The sequence below is a fragment of the Rhodopseudomonas sp. BR0M22 genome, assembly GCF_010907035.1.
Taxonomy (GTDB): domain Bacteria; phylum Pseudomonadota; class Alphaproteobacteria; order Rhizobiales; family Xanthobacteraceae; genus Rhodopseudomonas.
The window spans coordinates 14234-29361 of sequence record NZ_QUMK01000073.1 but is presented as its reverse complement, the minus strand read 5'-3'; the positions used below and the strand labels follow the sequence as shown (position 1 = coordinate 29361).

Sequence of the window (15128 nt, the reverse complement as noted above, 5' to 3'; positions counted from 1 at the left end):
GCGCCGGCCTTTGCGCGCAATGCTGGGCGCAACTGTCGTTCATCGCCCCGCCTTACTGCGAAAAGCTCGGGATTCCGTTCGTTTACGATCCCGGTCCTGGCATGCTGTCGATGCAGGCGATTGCCGATCCGCCGGCTTATGCGCGCTCGCGCGCCGCAGTGCGCTACGACGAGGTGGCAAAGGCGCTGGTGCACGGGCTCAAATTCCACGACCGCACCGACCTGGCGCCGATCATGGGGCGGTGGATGGCGCATGCCGGGCAGCCCCTGCTGGCGGACGCCGATCTCTTGGTGCCGGTTCCGCTGCATTGGCGCCGCGGTTTCTCGCGCCGCTACAATCAGTCCGGCGCGCTGGCGCAGGCGGTCGCCCGGCAGGCCAAATTGCCGGTCGCGGTCGAGGCGCTGCAGCGGGTCAGGCCGACCGCTCACCAGATCGGGCTGTCGCGCAGCGAGCGCGCCGCCAATGTCCAGGGCGCCTTCAAGGTTCCCAAACACCGCAAGGCCGAAATCCAGGGGCGGCGGATCGTACTGGTCGACGACGTGCTGACCTCGGGCGCCACCGTGGACGCCTGCGCCCGGGCGTTGCTGCGGGCGCGGGCGGCCTCGGTCGACGTGCTGGTTTTCGCGCGGGTTGTCGATACGGCGAAATCCCCCATATAATCCGCTTCTTGCGCCGATCTTTCGGCAACCGAACGGAGCCCGAATGCCCGCTGCGATCGAAATCTTCACCCGCCCAGGCTGCGGCTATTGCAGCGCCGCAAAATCGCTCCTGAACCGCAAGAAGGCGGCGTTCACCGAATACGACGTCTACGTCGATCCGGGCTATCGGGTGAAGATGGAGGAGCGCGTCGGGCCCGGCGCGACCTATCCGCAGATCTTCATCGGCGATTACCATGTCGGCGGCTGCGACGATCTCTATGCGCTCGACCGTGAGGGCAAGCTCGACGCGCTGCTCGCCGGCGAGAAGGCTGCGTCATGACCGCGGTGGAGCCGTTCAACGCCGCCTTGGTGCAGATGCGCAGCGGGCTGGCGCCCGAGCCCAACCTCGAACAGGGCATCCGGCTGATTCGCGAGGCGGCCGCGGCCGGTGCCGACTACGTGCTCACCCCCGAGGTGAGCAACATGATGCAGCTCAATCGCGAAGCGTTGTTCGCCCAGCTCGCCGACCAGGACGGCGACGCCTCGCTGAAGGCGTATCGCGAACTGGCGCGCGATCTGAACATCCATCTGCACATCGGCTCGCTGGCGCTGCGCGCCTCGCCGGACCGCGCGGTCAACCGATCGTTCCTGATCGGTCCGGACGGCACAATCCTGGCGAGCTACGACAAGATCCACATGTTCGACATCGATCTCGGCAATGGCGAGAGCTATCGCGAGTCGGCGAACTATCAACCGGGCGAAACCGCGGTGATTGCCGATCTGCCGTGGGGCCGGATCGGGCTGACGATCTGCTACGACGTGCGCTTTCCGGCGCTGTACCGCGCGCTCGCCGAAGCCGGCGCATCGTTTCTCAGCGTGCCGGCGGCATTCACCAAGCCGACCGGCGAGGCGCATTGGCATGTCCTGCTGCGCGCCCGCGCGATCGAGAACAGCTGCTTCGTGTTCGCCGCCGCGCAAGGCGGGTTGCACGAGAACAAGCGCGAGACCTTCGGTCATTCGCTGATCATCGATCCGTGGGGCGTGGTACTGGCCGAAGGCGGCATCGAGCCCGGTTTCATCATGGCGCGGATCGATCCGGCCGAGGTGACGAAGGCGCGCGGCAAGATCCCGTCGCTGCAGCATGGCCGCCGCTTCACCGTCGCCGATCCCAATGCCGGTCCCGGCCATCTGCATCTGGTTCAGCCGTCATGATCCGCTACAGCCTGCGCTGCGACAAAGGCCATGTGTTCGAGAGCTGGTTTCAGAGCTCGTCGGCCTATGAGTCCCAGGTTCGGCGCAAGCTGGTGAGCTGCCCGCGCTGCGATTCGGTGAAGGTCGAAAAGGCGATCATGGCGCCGCAGATCGTCGGCAAGAAGGGCCGCGGGCGGGCGCCGGAGCCGGTCGCCGCCGAGGCCGCCGCGCCGAACCTTGCGGCCGAGACCGCTTCCGCAGATTCGCCGACGCCGCTGCTGATGGCGCAGGAGCGCGAGCTGCGCGCCAAGCTGAAGGAATTGCGCGACCACATCGTCAAGACCGCCGACAATGTCGGCGACCGCTTTCCCGATCAGGCCCGCGCGATGCATTACGGCGATATTGAACACCGCCCGATCTACGGCGAAGCCTCCCCGACCGAGGCCAAGGCGCTGATCGACGAAGGCATCGAAGTGGCGCCGCTGCCGGTGCTGCCGGACGACCGGAATTGACCTCTTGGTTGTAGCTAGCCTCATGCTTTCTTTTGTCATTCCGGGGCGCGCGAAGCGCGAGCCCGGAATCCATACGCCGCAGCGTCGGTTGTGACGCGAGGCGGCTGTTACTCCGTCCACGAAGCGGGCTCAGGGGTTATGGGTTCCGGGTTCGCGCTTCGCGCGCCCCGGAACGACGAGCGAGAGGTTTGGGTGCCAAGTAGCTCGCTGGAGACGCCACTGTGAACCCCGATACCCTGCTCTCCTGGCAATTCTGGGCGATCCTGTCGGCGGTGTTCGCCGCGCTGACGGCGATTTTTGCCAAGGTTGGCGTGGCGGACATCAATTCGGATCTCGCCACTTTCATCCGCACCGTGGTTGTTCTGGTGGCGCTCGGCGGGCTGCTGGCGGCCACCGGCAAGCTCGTCGCGGACGGGCCGATCAGCGCCAAAACCTGGACGTTCCTGATCCTGTCGGGGCTGTGCACCGGAGCGTCGTGGCTGTGCTACTTCCGGGCGCTGAAGCTCGGCCCGGCAAGCCTGGTGGCGCCGATCGACAAGCTCAGCGTGGTGCTGGTGGTGCTGTTCGGCGTGCTGTTTCTCGGCGAAAAGCCGTCCGGCACCGAATGGATCGGGATCGCGCTGATCGCCGCCGGCGCCGTGATCATTGCGCTGAAGTAATCACACCGCGACCAGCAGCGCGACGCCGAGCACGATCAGGATGATGCCGAGGACCTCGCGCAGCGCCACCGGCTGCTTGAACGAGTAGTAGGCCACGGCCTGGGCGAACAGAACCTCGATCAGCGCCAGGGTGCGGACATTGGCGGCGGCAGTGAGCGCGAACGCCAGAAACCAGAACTGCGAGGCGGCGGCGCCGACGAAGCCGGCCAGCATCGACGGCCGCCACAGCCGCAGGATGTCCCGCAGCACCTGCGGCGCCCGCGCCAGCAGGTAGATGGTCAGCACCAGCGTCTGCACGCCGAGCGCGAACACCAGGGTGAAGGTCGCGGCGGTGACGAAGGTGACGTCCGGCACCACGATGATCGCGCCGCGAAAACCGACCGCCGACAGCGCGAAGGCCGCCGCCGCGCTCAGTCCGAGCAGCGTCGGACGCAGGCTGACGAGGCCGCGGGCGGCACCCGGCCGCAGCGCGGCGACCACGACGCCGACGGTGGCGATCAAAATCGCCCCCACCTTCCACAGATTCAGGTGATCGCCGAGAAACACGAAGCCGAAGATCGCGGTCTGGATCGCCTCGGTCTTCAGATAGGCGGTGGTGACGACGAAGGAGCGTTCGTTCATCGCCGCCAGCATCATGCCGGTCGCGGCGATCTGCGACAGCGCGCCGAGCAGCAGCCATGGCCAGAAGTCGAGGCCCGGCGACGGCATCGCGTCGCCGGTCGCCACCATCACGCCGGCGAAGAACAGCAGCGAGAACGGAAACCCGAACAGGAAGCGGATATTGGTGGCGCCCCAGGTTCCGAGCGGCCCGGTCAGCGAGCGCTGCATCGCGTTGCGCGCGACCTGACCGGCCGCGGCGACGAGCGTGAAGGGAATCCAGAGCGAAGCGACGGTGAACATGGCGATGGCGGCAGGAGGGACGCTGCAGCCTCGGCGATCCGGTCCGCAGCGGTCAACCGGACCCGGATCATGCCTGCATTGCGAGGACTCGCGCGCGCCGCAGGGATCGGCGCGCGGTCGTCCAGACTTACGGCGCCGGCTCGGCGACCATCATGTAGTTCACGTCCATGTCGGGCGACAGCTTCCAGCGGTCGGCCAGCGGATTGAACACCAGGCCGGACTGCTCGGTGACGGTCAGTTTCAGCCGGTTGAGGTGCTGCTCCAGTTCGGCGGGAGTGACGAACTTGTCCCACTGATGGGTGCCGCGCGGCAGCCAGCGCATCACATATTCGGCGCCGACGATGGCGAGCGCGAAGCTCTTCCAATTGCGGTTCAGCGTCGCCACCACCATGATGCCGGTCGGCTTCACCAGCGCGGCGCAGCGCGCCAGGAAGGCGCCGACGTCGGTGACGTGCTCGATCACCTCCATGGCCAGCACGATGTCGAACCGCTCACGCGGGTCGATCTCCTCGACCATGATGTTGCGGTAGTCGATCGCCAGATGCGACTTGTCGGCGTGCAGCTTGGCGGCGGCGATATTGGTGGCCGAGGGGTCGATTCCGATCACCTGGGCGCCGAGCCGGGTGAACGGCTCGCACAGCAGCCCGGCGCCGCAGCCGATGTCCAGCATCCGCAGCCCCTCGAGGCAGCTCAGGCTCTTGGCGTTACGCTCGAATTTGCGGCAGGCGGCGTCGCGGATGAAGCTGATCCGCAGCGGGTTGATCCGGTGCAGTGGTGCCATCCGCCCCGTGGGGTCCCACCATTCGGCCGACAGTTTGGAGAATTTCGCGATCTCGGCCGGATCGACGGTCGAGGCCGGCTGGCCGGAGGAGTCGGGTTGCAGTGCCATGGGGTGCGCGGTGCTCCTCAGTGTCCGTGCCGTTGTGTCCGTGCCGTTCGCCCCGGCAAACGCTCGGAGCGGGCGGCGCCTGTTCCGTGGCCGCAATGCGCTTGCTTGCCCGAAACCGCGACGCTGTGTATACGCGCCACGCGGCTGCCGCGTGGCGGATTCCGCGTCATCAATACTCGTTGTCTGCAAGGATTGCACTATTCGTCATGGGCCGGCTGGTGATGAAATTCGGCGGCACGTCCGTCGCCAATATCGAGCGCATCCAGAACGTCGCGCGCCATGTCAAACGCGAGGTCGATGCCGGTCATGAGGTTGCGGTGGTGGTGTCGGCGATGTCCGGCAAGACCAACGAGCTGGTGGCCTGGTGCACCGAAGCCTCGCCGATGCACGACGCTCGCGAATACGATGCGGTGGTGGCGTCTGGCGAACAGGTGACGTCCGGGCTTCTTGCGATTGCATTGCAGTCGCTCGGCGTCCAGGCGCGGTCCTGGCAAGGCTGGCAGATCCCGATCCGCACCAGCGACGCGCACGCTTCGGCCCGCATCGTCGAGATCGACGGCAGCGAGATCATCAAGCGGTTTGCCGAGCGCAAGGAAGTGGCGGTGATCGCCGGTTTCCAGGGCATTCATGCCGAAACCGGCCGGATCACCACGCTCGGCCGCGGCGGCTCCGACACCTCTGCGGTGGCGATCGCGGCGGCGCTGAAGGCCGACCGCTGCGACATCTACACCGATGTCGACGGCGTCTACACCACCGACCCGCGGGTGGTGCCGAAGGCGCGCCGGCTCGACAAAGTGTCGTTCGAAGAGATGCTGGAACTGGCCTCGCTCGGCGCCAAGGTGCTGCAGGTCCGCTCGGTCGAGCTCGGCATGGTGCACAACATGCCGATCTTCGTCCGCTCCAGTTTCGACAAGCCCGAAGATATCGATCCGCACGGCACGCCGCCGGGCACGCTGATCAGCAGCGAGGAGGACTCCATGGAGAACCACGTCGTCACCGGCATCGCCTTTTCCAAGGACGAGGCGCAGATCTCGGTGCGCCGGATCGAGGACAAGCCGGGCGTGGCGGCGTCGATCTTCGGGCCGCTGGCCGATGCCAATATCAACGTCGATATGATCGTGCAGAACGTCTCCGAAGACGGCAAGACCACCGACCTGACCTTCACGGTGCCGGCTTCCGACTTCGCCCGCGCCAAGCAGACCATCACGTCGGCGCAGGACAAGATCGGTTATGCCCGCTTCGACAGCGAGACCGACGTCGCCAAGGTGTCGGTGATCGGCTCGGGCATGCGCAGCCATGCGGGTGTCGCCGCCCAGGCGTTCGCCGCGCTCGCGGCCCGCAACATCAACATCCGCGCCATCACCACCTCGGAGATCAAGTTCTCGGTGCTGATCGATGCCGCCTACACCGAGCTGGCGGTGCGGACGCTGCATACGCTCTACGGACTCGATCAAGTTTAGGACAATTTTTCGGTGATTTAAGAGCGCGCCCGGCGGCTGTCGTCGGGCGCGGCTTGGCAGGCGTTTTGCTTGGCAAATCAAGCGTCAATTCGCTATACGGCCTGAACGGCGTGGCGCGCTGACGGGCCGGTTGGCAAAGCCGGTGATGTTGCGTTGCGAAGGCGCGGCGGCGGGTCTCCGCGGCCATGTCCCGCGTCGCGTTCGTGTGTGCGTTTGCGCTGGGGCCGAGATGTTCGGCCTGGCCAGAACGGCGCCGGACGGTGATTGTCTTTAGAGCTTTTCCGCTGGCGCTGCCGCGCGCCGGAGGGCAAAGCTCGCAGAGGAGATTGCGACCCATGCGGAGCACGTCGGGCGGCCCCCGCGTCTTGCTGAGACGGCTCCGCGAAACCATGGCGGAGCAGGTTTCCGCGCAGGAGCGCCTCGACAAGATCGTGGTGCTGATCGCGGCCAACATGGTCGCCGAAGTGTGCTCGGTCTATGTGCTGCGGATCGACAACACCCTCGAACTCTACGCCACCGAAGGTCTGAACCGCGAGGCGGTGCACCAGACCGTGCTCAACGCCCATGAAGGTCTGGTGGGTCTGGTCGGCGCCGAAGCGACGCCGCTGAACCTGTCGGACGCGCAAAGTCATCCGGCGTTCTCGTTCCGCCCGGAAACCGGCGAAGAAATCTACCACTCGTTCCTCGGCGTGCCGATCCTGCGCGCCGGCAATACGCTCGGCGTGCTGGTGGTGCAGAACCGCGCCAAGCGTACCTATGTCGAGGAAGAGGTCGAGGCGCTGCAGACCACCGCGATGGTGCTCGCCGAGATGATCGCCTCGGGCGAATTGTCGGCGCTGGCACAGCCCGGCGCCGAGCCTGCGGCGCGGCACTCGATCCACAAGACCGGGGCGGTGCTGTCGGACGGTATCGCGCTCGGCCACGTGGTGCTGCACGAGCCGCGCGTCGTCATCACCAATTACATCGCCGAAGACCTGCCGAAGGAAATCAAGCGGCTCGACGCGGCGCTCGCCAGGCTGCGCTCCGATCTCGACCGGATGCTGGAGCGCGGCGACTTTGCCGAAGGCGGCGAGCATCGCGACGTGCTCGAAGCCTACCGGATGTTCGCCAACGACCACGGCTGGTCGCACAAGCTGCACGAGGCGGTCGCCACCGGCCTCACCGCCGAAGCCGCCGTCGAGCGCGTGCAGTCCGACACCAGGGCGCGGATGCTGCGCTCGACCGATCCGTATTTGCGCGACCGGCTGCACGACCTCGAGGATCTCGGCCACCGGCTGATGCGCCAGCTCGTCGGGCAGGATCATGCGCCGTCGCGTGAGCAGCTTCCCGACAACGCCATCCTGATCGCCCGGTCGATGGGACCGGCGGCGCTGCTCGACTACGATCGCAAACGGCTGCGCGGCCTGGTGCTGGAAGAAGGCACCGCCAATTCGCATGTCTCGATCGTGGCGCGGGCGCTCGGCATCGCCGCGGTCGGCGAGGTGCCGAACGCGCCGGGTATCGCCGATCCCGGCGACGCCATCATCGTCGACGCCACCTCGGGCTCGATCTATGTGCGGCCCTCGGCGGAGATCGAATCCGCCTATGCGGAGCGGGTTCGGTTCCGCGCCCGGCGACAGGCGCAATATTCGGCGCTGCGCGATCTGCCCTGCGTCACCAAGGACGGCCAGCCGATCGATTTGATGATCAACGCCGGCCTGACCATCGACCTGCCGCATATCGAAGACACCGGCTCGTCGGGCATCGGCCTGTTCCGCACCGAGCTGCAGTTCATGGTCGGGCAGAGCCTGCCGCGGTCCTCCGATCAGCTCGCGCTGTATCGCGCCGTGCTTGACGCCGCCGGCAACAAGCCAGTGACTTTCCGCACCCTCGACATCGGCGGCGACAAGGCGCTGCCCTACATGGAGACGGTGGTCGAGGAGAACCCGGCGCTGGGCTGGCGCGCGATCCGGCTCGGGCTCGATCGGCCCGGCCTGCTGCGCAGCCAGATCCGGGCGCTGCTGCGTGCCGCGGCCGGGCGTTATCTGCGGGTGATGTTTCCGATGATCTCGGAGGTCGCCGAGTTCGACACCGCCAAGACCATCGTCGAGCGCGAGCTGACGTACTTGCGCCAGCACGGCCACACGCTGCCGGAGCGGGTCGACGTCGGCACCATGCTGGAAGTCCCGGCGCTGCTGTATCAGCTCGACGAGCTGTTCAAGCGCGCCGATTTCGTGTCGGTCGGCTCCAACGATTTGTTCCAGTTCCTGTTCGCGGTCGATCGCGGCAATTCGAAAGTGTCGGAGCGGTTCGACACGCTGTCGGCGCCGATCCTGCGGGCGCTGCGCGACATCGTCCGCAAGGCGCGCGCGGCGAAGCGCTCGTTGTCGCTGTGCGGCGAGATGGCGTCGCAGCCGCTGGCGGCGCTGGCGTTGATGGCGATCGGCTACCGCTCGTTGTCGGTGTCGGCGTTGGCGCACGGGCCGGTCAAGGCGATGATTCTCGGCCTCGATCTCGCCAAGGCGGAGGCGATGATCGGGCCGCTGCTCGACGCGCCGGCCGGCAGCGTTTCGATTCGCGACAAGCTGACTGAATTCGCCGAAGCACATCAGCTCGCCTTGTAGCGACGCGGCTGCCCGCCGCCCGTCGTGTTTTCGCGTTCATCCGAGATCGTTCATGTCCACACTGCCCGAAGCCAAGCTCGACGTCCTCCTCGCGCATCACGCCTCGCTCGAAGCCCAACTGATGGGGCAGGTCGGCGCCGAGGATTACGTCCGCATCACCCGCGAACTGTCGGAGCTCAATCCGCTGGTCGAGGCGGTGAAGAGCTATCGCGAGGTTCGCGACGAACTCGGCGAGATCGACGAACTGCTGGAAGATCCGGCGACCGAGCCGGAGATGCGGGCGATGGCCGAGGCCGAGCGTGACGCGCTCGATGCTCATCGCGACGAGCTGATCCAGCAGATCCGCATCGCGCTGTTGCCGAAGGACGCGATGGACGAGCGCAACGTCATGCTGGAAATCCGCGCCGGCACCGGAGGCGACGAGGCCTCGCTGTTCGCCGGCGACCTGTTCCGGATGTACGAGAAGTTCGCGGGTCTGCAGGGCTGGAGCGTCGAAGTGATTTCGGCCAGCGAAGGCACGGTCGGCGGTTTCAAGGAAATCATCGCCGAAGTGAAAGGCCGCGGCGCCTTCGCCAAGCTGAAATTCGAATCCGGTGTGCATCGGGTTCAGCGCGTGCCCGACACCGAAACCCAAGGCCGCATTCACACCTCGGCCGCGACCGTCGCGGTGTTGCCCGAGGTCGAGGATGTCGATGTCGATATCAAGCAGGAAGACCTGCGGATCGAGACGATGCGGGCGCAGGGCGCCGGCGGCCAGCACGTCAACAAGACCGAGTCGGCGATCCGCATCACCCATTTGCCCACCGGCATCGTGGTGATGATGCAGGACAGCCGCTCGCAGCATAAGAACCGCGCTTCGGCGATGAACATCCTGCGCTCACGAATCTACGACGCCGAACAGCAGCGGGTCGACGCGGCGCGCTCCGCCGAGCGCAAGGCCAAGGTCGGCTCCGGTGACCGCTCCGAGCGGATCCGCACCTACAACTTCCCGCAAGGCCGCGTCACCGATCACCGCATCAATCTGACGCTGTACAAGCTGCCGCAGGTGATGGCCGGCGAAGGCTTGGGCGAACTGATCGATGCGCTCACCACCGAACATCAGGCGGCGCAACTCGCCGAGCAGGGCGCCGCGGCGTGAGCGAAGTGCCGACGATCGCCTCCGCGCGTCGTCGTCTTGCCCGGCAATTGCAGGATGCGGGCATCGAGTCCGCGGCGCTCGATGCTCGTCTCTTGGTCGGCGAGGTCGTGGGGCTCGATCTCACCGGACTGATCACGCAGGCCGAACGTGTGCTGACGCGTGTGGAGACCGAACGGCTGCAGGCGTTCGCGGCGCGGCGGCTCGCCGGCGAGCCGGTGGCCCGCATCCTCGGGGTGCGCGAGTTCTGGGGGCTGCCGTTCGAACTCTCCGCCGACACGCTGGTTCCGCGGCCCGATACCGAGACCGTGGTCGAGGCTGCGCTCGCCGTGCTCGGCGAGCGCGATACGGCGCCGCGGATTCTCGATATCGGCACCGGCAGCGGCGCAATCCTTCTGGCGCTGCTACATGAACGACCGGATGCGACCGGCGTCGCCACTGATATCAGTCTCGGCGCGCTACGCGTTGCGCGCTGCAACGCAGCACGGCTCGGGCTTGCTGATCGCGCCTACTTCGTCGCCTGTAACTACACGGCGGCGCTGCGCGGCCCGTTCGACCTGATCGTGTCCAATCCGCCTTACATTCCGGCGGGCGACATTGCCAGGCTCGACCGCGAAGTGCGCGAGCACGACCCGTACCGGGCGCTCGATGGCGGCGCCGACGGGCTGGACGCTTACCGGAAAATTATCCCCGAATCGCGCCGGCTCCTGCAACCGGACGGCGCGTTGGTGGTTGAGATCGGACAGGGCCAGGAAAGCGATGTCGGCGCCTTGATGCGGGCTGCGGGGTTAACCCTTTCGGACCCGTTCCGAACTGATTTGTCAGGGATTTTCCGGGTCGTCACCGGCCGGCTCGTGACCGCCTGATATCGGAACAAATTGCAAAAAACAGCTTGGAATATCGGCCGAGAGCGACTACGTTCCGGTCCAGATATCGGTCAGAGCGGCTGGCCCCGCGGTGCGGAGTGGGGCGTATTGGTTTCGACGAGAGCCCCTGACCGAATGGGTTCCACACGGTGGCTTTGATTAAGCGCGAGAGGCTGGGACAGCCGCGCAGCTTTCAGCCGCGGAGCGCACGAAAGCCTGACGACTCACGCTTGAAGAACTCACGCGAGACGAGCTGAGCCCTGTAGCACGGGCTCGAAGAATTGATCCGGCCGGCGGTACGACGGTCGCCGGATTTGGAGAACGCGTCTTTGTTGAGCGCGACACACGGCATTAGCGATTCGAGACTGATGGGCTGTTCGGACGGGCGAGGTCAGACCTGCGCACAGCGCAGCTATGCCTTGCAAAATGGGGTTCGTTAAGAAGGTTGGACATGAGAAACGGGCAGAACAATAAGCGGCTGCGTAATCGGAATAACGGCGGCAACAACAACAACAACCGGCGCGGCCAGAATCCGATGACCCGGGTGTTCGAGTCGAACGGCCCCGATATCAAAATCCGTGGTACCGCCTCGCATATTGCCGAGAAGTACGTTCAGCTCGCCCGCGATGCCCGCTCTTCGGGCGACCCGGTCGCAGCCGAGAACTACTACCAGCATGCCGAGCACTACTTTCGTCTAATCGCGGCGGCTCAGGAGCAGTTCCGGCAGAACCAGCCGCAGCCGCGAATCGACAACGACACCCTGGACAACAACGACGACGGTGAGGACGGCGAGTTCTCGAATTTCGGCGCCGAGCCGGGCCTGGTGCCGGTGCAGCAGCCGCAGCCGTATCAGCAGCGCGAGCAGCCGCAGCCCTACCAGCCGCGCGAACAGCCGCAGCCGCGCGAGCATCGCCCGCCGCCGCAATTCGTGCCGCGCGAGCAGCCGCAGCCGGTGGCCGAAGGTGTCGACCGCTTGCCCTCGTTCATCACCGGTCCGCAGCCGCAGCTCGGTCCTACCGCGTTCGAAGGCAATGGTGGCGGAGGCGAGCGCTTCCCGCCGCGTCGCCGCCGTCGTCCCCGCGGCGAGCCCGCCGCAGCGCAGGCCGTCGCCCCGGCTCCGTCGGGCGAGGATGCCGGCGCAGGCGAGTAAATCGCCCTGACCGGCTGCACTCGGGCCGAAAACATCAGACGAGGCCGCGCCGTGGGTGCGGCCTTCGTCGTTTCAGGGGGCGTTTCAGCGCCGCAGCGGCGGTGCGTCCGGCTCGCCAGCCTGCAGCGGCGTCGGAGACGGCACCAGCGACGGCTCCAGCGAAGGGATCAGCCGGATTCGTTCGCGCTTGACCGGCTGGGCCCGCACCACCTGCTTGGTGGCCTCGACCACATGCACGCCGGCCAGCGGCAGCGAGGTCGCGCCGCCGATCCGTTCCCAGGCCGATGCCGAGCGCAACAGCCAGCTCTGTGACAGCGGCGGTACGAATAGGGCTTCGCTCCAAGCGGTCGGCGTGAACCAGGTCCGCCGCAACAGGTCGGCGATCTGCGAGCGCGAATACGGGCGGCCGTGGCCGAACGGGGTATTATCGAGCCGCGCCCAAACGCCGCGGCGATTGGGCACCACCGCCAGCAGCCGACCGGCCGGCGCCAGCACCCGCCACACCTCGCGCAGCAGCCGTTCGGGATCGTCCGACATTTCCAGCGCGTGCACCAACAGGATGCGATCGACCGCAGCGTCGGGAAGCGGCAGTGCGTGCTCGTCGACCAGGCTGGACAGCGTCGATCGCGCGGTGGGCCATTTCAGCACACCCTGAGCGGCCGGCATGAAGGCGATGCAGCGCTCGCAGCGGTCGCGGAACAGGCCGAGATACGGCGTCGGATAGCCGAAGCCGAGCACCCGGTCGCCGCGCGCATCCGGCCATCGCGACTGGATGCCGCGGTTGATCAGCCGTCGTGCCACGATACCGAGCCGGCTAGTGTAGAACTCCCGCAGGTCCACGACGTCGATGGTCATGATGATTGTTTATCACGGCGTCGCATGGTCCGGCAAAGCCGCCCCCTGCCTGATTTACGAGGCTGTGACCGCTTCATTTCGTCTCGGTCAGCCCCCATGTTAGAATTCGACACTGCGTGACGCCGGCGACAGAAACGGCGCCGGGCACGCTCCTGCCGCCTTCATGTTTTCCGGAGATCTCATGCCCGCCGACATCCGCATCGTTCCGTGCCTCACCGACAATTTCGGCTATCTGGTCCACGATCCGGCCACCGGTGCGACCGCCTCGATCGACGCACCGGAAGCCGCACCCCTGATGGCGGCGCTGGAGAAGGAAGGCTGGAAGCTGACCGACATTCTGGTCACGCATCATCACGGTGACCATGTCGGCGGCATCGCCCAGCTGAAGGCGAAGTATCAGTGCCGCGTCCATGCACCGCACGACGCCAACGCCAAGATCGCCGACGTCGATGTCCGGCTGCAGGAGGGGGATTTCGTCCGGATCGGCAATCTCACTGCGCGGGTGTTGGAAACGCCCGGCCACACCCTCGACCATATTTCGTATGTGTTCGACGACGATCGCGCGCTGTTCGCCGCCGATACGCTGTTCTCGATCGGCTGCGGCCGGGTGTTCGAGGGCACCTATCCGATGATGTGGGAATCGCTATTGAAACTGCGGGCGCTGCCGGACGATTTCAGACTGTATTGCGGACACGAATACACCGCCTCCAACGTCAAATTCGCGCTCGGCATCGAGCCGGATAACGCCGATCTGCAGGCCCGCGCCAAGCAGGTCGCAGCGCTGCGCGCCGAAGGCAAGCCGACGATTCCGGTGACGCTCGGCGAAGAGAAGAAGGCCAACGTGTTCCTTCGCGCCGACGTGCCGTCGGTCGCTGCCGCCGTCGGTTTGGCGGGCGAGAGTGCGGCCGACGTGTTCGGCGAACTGCGCGAGCGCAAGAACAACGGGTGAGCACTGTGTCGCTCAGCGCTGCCGAAGTGATCACGCGGCTCGGACTGCAGCCGCATCCGGAAGGCGGACATTATCGCGAGACGTTTCGCGATCCCCGCTGCGACCCGAGCGGTCGCAGCTACTCGACCGCGATCCACTTCCTGCTGCGTGCCGGCGAACGCTCGCACTGGCACCGGATCGACGCGGTCGAGATCTGGCACTATTACGCCGGCGCGGCGCTGATGCTGCAGATCGCGGGCGATGACGGCCATCAGGCGGTGGCGCTCGGCGCCGATCTGGGCGCCGGGCAGCGGCCGCAAGCAATCGTGCCGCCGCACGCCTGGCAGGCGGCATCGTCGACCGGAGACTGGACGTTGGTCGGCTGCACCGTGGCGCCGGGCTTCGATTTCGCCGGCTTCGAACTGGCGCCGCCGGGCTGGGAGCCAACGTTGGCTTAGGTCGCGCTTGAACAGATCCGCCCGATGGGCTCTCGGCTTGGCAGCCAGGGAAACGTAGGTCGGCCTTTCATAGCCGAGTTTGGGCCCAATAGGTCCGAGCCATCTGCGCTAACCTTGAAGTTCTGGGAAGATGGCATCATTTCGTGGGATGAGCTGAGCACAAGGGACTCATCGACTGGCAATTCCAGTGTGATGAGCTTTGCAACAGTGCCTGCCCGCCCGACGCGCCGATTAAGATTTGTGGGTGGGCATGGTATCATCGTCCACTTCGTAGTCGAAATCCTCGTCGAGACTGAGCGAGACTTCGGACTGACGGCCGTGGCGAATGGCCGTGATCTCGATGCCGTCCGGCCCTGAATCATAATCGATCAGGTAGTTTCCGACGACCACAGCGTCTGCTGCCTTTGATCGGGGTGAGTTTGAAACCGATCTCTGGATACTTGCCGATGCGTCGTCGAGCAGACCGGATATCTTCAAGAAATGCAGTAGCGGCTGCCGGGCTTCTTTCGGCCAAGTATGCGGCTTCGCGCAGAAGATAGTTTCGCGCATCCCCGGAAAGCCGGACCTTCATCAAGCTGCCTTCGAATTCACGATGGCTTCGATTTCCCTAATGACGTCGTCCATGTCGTGGACGCCGCCGGCCGCGATCTGTTCGCGTCCCTTGATGATGGCGAGAATATCTGCGCCCTCGCCTTCCAGGTAAGCCTTCAATGCGCGCACGATCACCCAGCTTCGCTTGCGATCGGAGGCCGCCGCAATCTTCTCGATGTCGTCCAGGACGTCGAGGGGAAGCCGAATCGTCAAAGGGTCGGACAGTGGGGCTTTGCTCATCCAAGTCTCCCGAAGTTGTAATACATCGTATTACAAATTCGGGAGGTTTCAAC

The 15128-nt window shown here is 65.9% G+C and carries 17 protein-coding genes; 12 read left to right on the top strand and 5 right to left on the bottom strand.

What is annotated here, in order from left to right:
• The 5 genes from DY468_RS20490 to DY468_RS20470 form a co-directional block, all read left to right on the top strand.
• Positions 1-659: ComFC family protein (locus DY468_RS20490; RefSeq protein ID WP_164606829.1), on the top strand; the 659-nt coding region annotated here is incomplete at its 5' end.
• Between the two features lie 43 nt (positions 660-702).
• Positions 703-978, top strand: a complete 276-nt coding sequence (gene grxC, locus DY468_RS20485; RefSeq protein WP_164606827.1) for a glutaredoxin 3 — start codon at positions 703-705, stop codon at positions 976-978.
• Complete coding sequence (locus DY468_RS20480) at positions 975-1850, top strand: carbon-nitrogen hydrolase family protein (RefSeq protein WP_164606826.1); 876 nt, start codon at positions 975-977, stop codon at positions 1848-1850. The genes grxC and DY468_RS20480 overlap by 4 nt, the downstream gene beginning before the upstream one ends.
• On the top strand, positions 1847-2341 hold the full coding sequence (locus DY468_RS20475) for a DUF1178 family protein (RefSeq protein ID WP_164606825.1): 495 nt from the start codon (positions 1847-1849) through the stop codon (positions 2339-2341). Before DY468_RS20480 ends, DY468_RS20475 begins: the two co-directional genes overlap by 4 nt.
• 221 nt (positions 2342-2562) lie before the next feature.
• Positions 2563-3000, top strand: coding sequence for an EamA family transporter (locus DY468_RS20470; protein ID WP_164606823.1), 438 nt, complete (start codon positions 2563-2565; stop codon positions 2998-3000).
• Here the strand turns inward: DY468_RS20470 and DY468_RS20465 are convergent, their stop codons facing one another.
• On the bottom strand, positions 3001-3900 hold the full coding sequence (locus tag DY468_RS20465) for an EamA family transporter (protein ID WP_164606821.1): 900 nt from the start codon (positions 3898-3900) through the stop codon (positions 3001-3003). It lies immediately after the preceding gene.
• A 127-nt stretch (positions 3901-4027) separates the two neighbouring features.
• Positions 4028-4789, bottom strand: a complete 762-nt coding sequence (gene ubiG, locus DY468_RS20460; RefSeq protein ID WP_164606819.1) for a bifunctional 2-polyprenyl-6-hydroxyphenol methylase/3-demethylubiquinol 3-O-methyltransferase UbiG — start codon at positions 4787-4789, stop codon at positions 4028-4030.
• 206 nt (positions 4790-4995) lie between these two features.
• Here ubiG and DY468_RS20455 point away from each other — a divergent pair, with 206 nt between their 5' ends.
• The 5 genes from DY468_RS20455 to DY468_RS20435 all read left to right on the top strand — a co-directional run bounded on the left by DY468_RS20455 (position 4996) and on the right by DY468_RS20435 (position 12003).
• Positions 4996-6249, top strand: coding sequence for an aspartate kinase (locus tag DY468_RS20455; RefSeq protein ID WP_164606817.1), 1254 nt, complete (start codon positions 4996-4998; stop codon positions 6247-6249).
• 335 nt (positions 6250-6584) lie between these two features.
• Positions 6585-8852, top strand: a complete 2268-nt coding sequence (gene ptsP / locus DY468_RS20450) for a phosphoenolpyruvate--protein phosphotransferase (protein WP_164606815.1) — start codon at positions 6585-6587, stop codon at positions 8850-8852.
• A 52-nt stretch (positions 8853-8904) separates the two neighbouring features.
• Positions 8905-9990, top strand: coding sequence for a peptide chain release factor 1 (prfA, locus tag DY468_RS20445; RefSeq protein ID WP_164606813.1), 1086 nt, complete (start codon positions 8905-8907; stop codon positions 9988-9990).
• Entirely contained in the window at positions 9987-10853 is an 867-nt protein-coding gene (prmC, locus tag DY468_RS20440; protein ID WP_164606812.1) for a peptide chain release factor N(5)-glutamine methyltransferase, read from the top strand. Before prfA ends, prmC begins: the two co-directional genes overlap by 4 nt.
• 451 nt (positions 10854-11304) lie before the next feature.
• Positions 11305-12003: a DUF4167 domain-containing protein gene (locus tag DY468_RS20435; RefSeq protein ID WP_164606810.1), complete on the top strand. Its 699-nt coding sequence runs from the start codon at positions 11305-11307 to the stop codon at positions 12001-12003.
• Positions 12004-12087: 84 nt separating this feature from the next.
• On the opposite strand, the gene DY468_RS20430 is transcribed toward DY468_RS20435, so the two are convergent.
• A complete protein-coding gene (locus DY468_RS20430; protein ID WP_164606808.1) occupies positions 12088-12858 on the bottom strand; it encodes a class I SAM-dependent methyltransferase in 771 nt (256 codons plus the stop codon).
• A 181-nt stretch (positions 12859-13039) separates the two neighbouring features.
• On the opposite strand from DY468_RS20430, the gene gloB reads away from it, so the two are divergent.
• Entirely contained in the window at positions 13040-13807 is a 768-nt protein-coding gene (gene gloB, locus DY468_RS20425) for a hydroxyacylglutathione hydrolase (RefSeq protein ID WP_164606806.1), read from the top strand.
• Complete coding sequence (locus DY468_RS20420) at positions 13804-14244, top strand: cupin domain-containing protein (protein WP_164606804.1); 441 nt, start codon at positions 13804-13806, stop codon at positions 14242-14244. Before gloB ends, DY468_RS20420 begins: the two co-directional genes overlap by 4 nt.
• 231 nt (positions 14245-14475) lie before the next feature.
• Here DY468_RS20420 and DY468_RS20415 read toward each other — a convergent pair whose 3' ends face one another.
• A complete protein-coding gene (locus DY468_RS20415) occupies positions 14476-14793 on the bottom strand; it encodes a hypothetical protein (RefSeq protein ID WP_164606802.1) in 318 nt (105 codons plus the stop codon).
• Positions 14794-14814: 21 nt separating this feature from the next.
• Positions 14815-15075: a CopG family ribbon-helix-helix protein gene (locus DY468_RS20410; protein WP_164606800.1), complete on the bottom strand. Its 261-nt coding sequence runs from the start codon at positions 15073-15075 to the stop codon at positions 14815-14817.
• Positions 15076-15128 lie beyond the last annotated feature (53 nt).

Coding starts and splice junctions, on each gene's coding strand:
- grxC (WP_164606827.1), top strand. CDS start 703: ATGCCCGCTGCGATCGAAATCTTCACCCGCCCAGGCTGCGGCTATTGC.
- DY468_RS20480 (WP_164606826.1), top strand. CDS start 975: ATGACCGCGGTGGAGCCGTTCAACGCCGCCTTGGTGCAGATGCGCAGC.
- DY468_RS20475 (WP_164606825.1), top strand. CDS start 1,847: ATGATCCGCTACAGCCTGCGCTGCGACAAAGGCCATGTGTTCGAGAGC.
- DY468_RS20465 (WP_164606821.1), bottom strand. CDS start 3,900: ATGTTCACCGTCGCTTCGCTCTGGATTCCCTTCACGCTCGTCGCCGCG.
- ubiG (WP_164606819.1), bottom strand. CDS start 4,789: ATGGCACTGCAACCCGACTCCTCCGGCCAGCCGGCCTCGACCGTCGAT.
- DY468_RS20455 (WP_164606817.1), top strand. CDS start 4,996: ATGGGCCGGCTGGTGATGAAATTCGGCGGCACGTCCGTCGCCAATATC.
- ptsP (WP_164606815.1), top strand. CDS start 6,585: ATGCGGAGCACGTCGGGCGGCCCCCGCGTCTTGCTGAGACGGCTCCGC.
- prfA (WP_164606813.1), top strand. CDS start 8,905: ATGTCCACACTGCCCGAAGCCAAGCTCGACGTCCTCCTCGCGCATCAC.
- DY468_RS20435 (WP_164606810.1), top strand. CDS start 11,305: ATGAGAAACGGGCAGAACAATAAGCGGCTGCGTAATCGGAATAACGGC.
- DY468_RS20430 (WP_164606808.1), bottom strand. CDS start 12,858: ATGACCATCGACGTCGTGGACCTGCGGGAGTTCTACACTAGCCGGCTC.
- gloB (WP_164606806.1), top strand. CDS start 13,040: ATGCCCGCCGACATCCGCATCGTTCCGTGCCTCACCGACAATTTCGGC.
- DY468_RS20415 (WP_164606802.1), bottom strand. CDS start 14,793: ATGCGCGAAACTATCTTCTGCGCGAAGCCGCATACTTGGCCGAAAGAA.
- DY468_RS20410 (WP_164606800.1), bottom strand. CDS start 15,075: ATGAGCAAAGCCCCACTGTCCGACCCTTTGACGATTCGGCTTCCCCTC.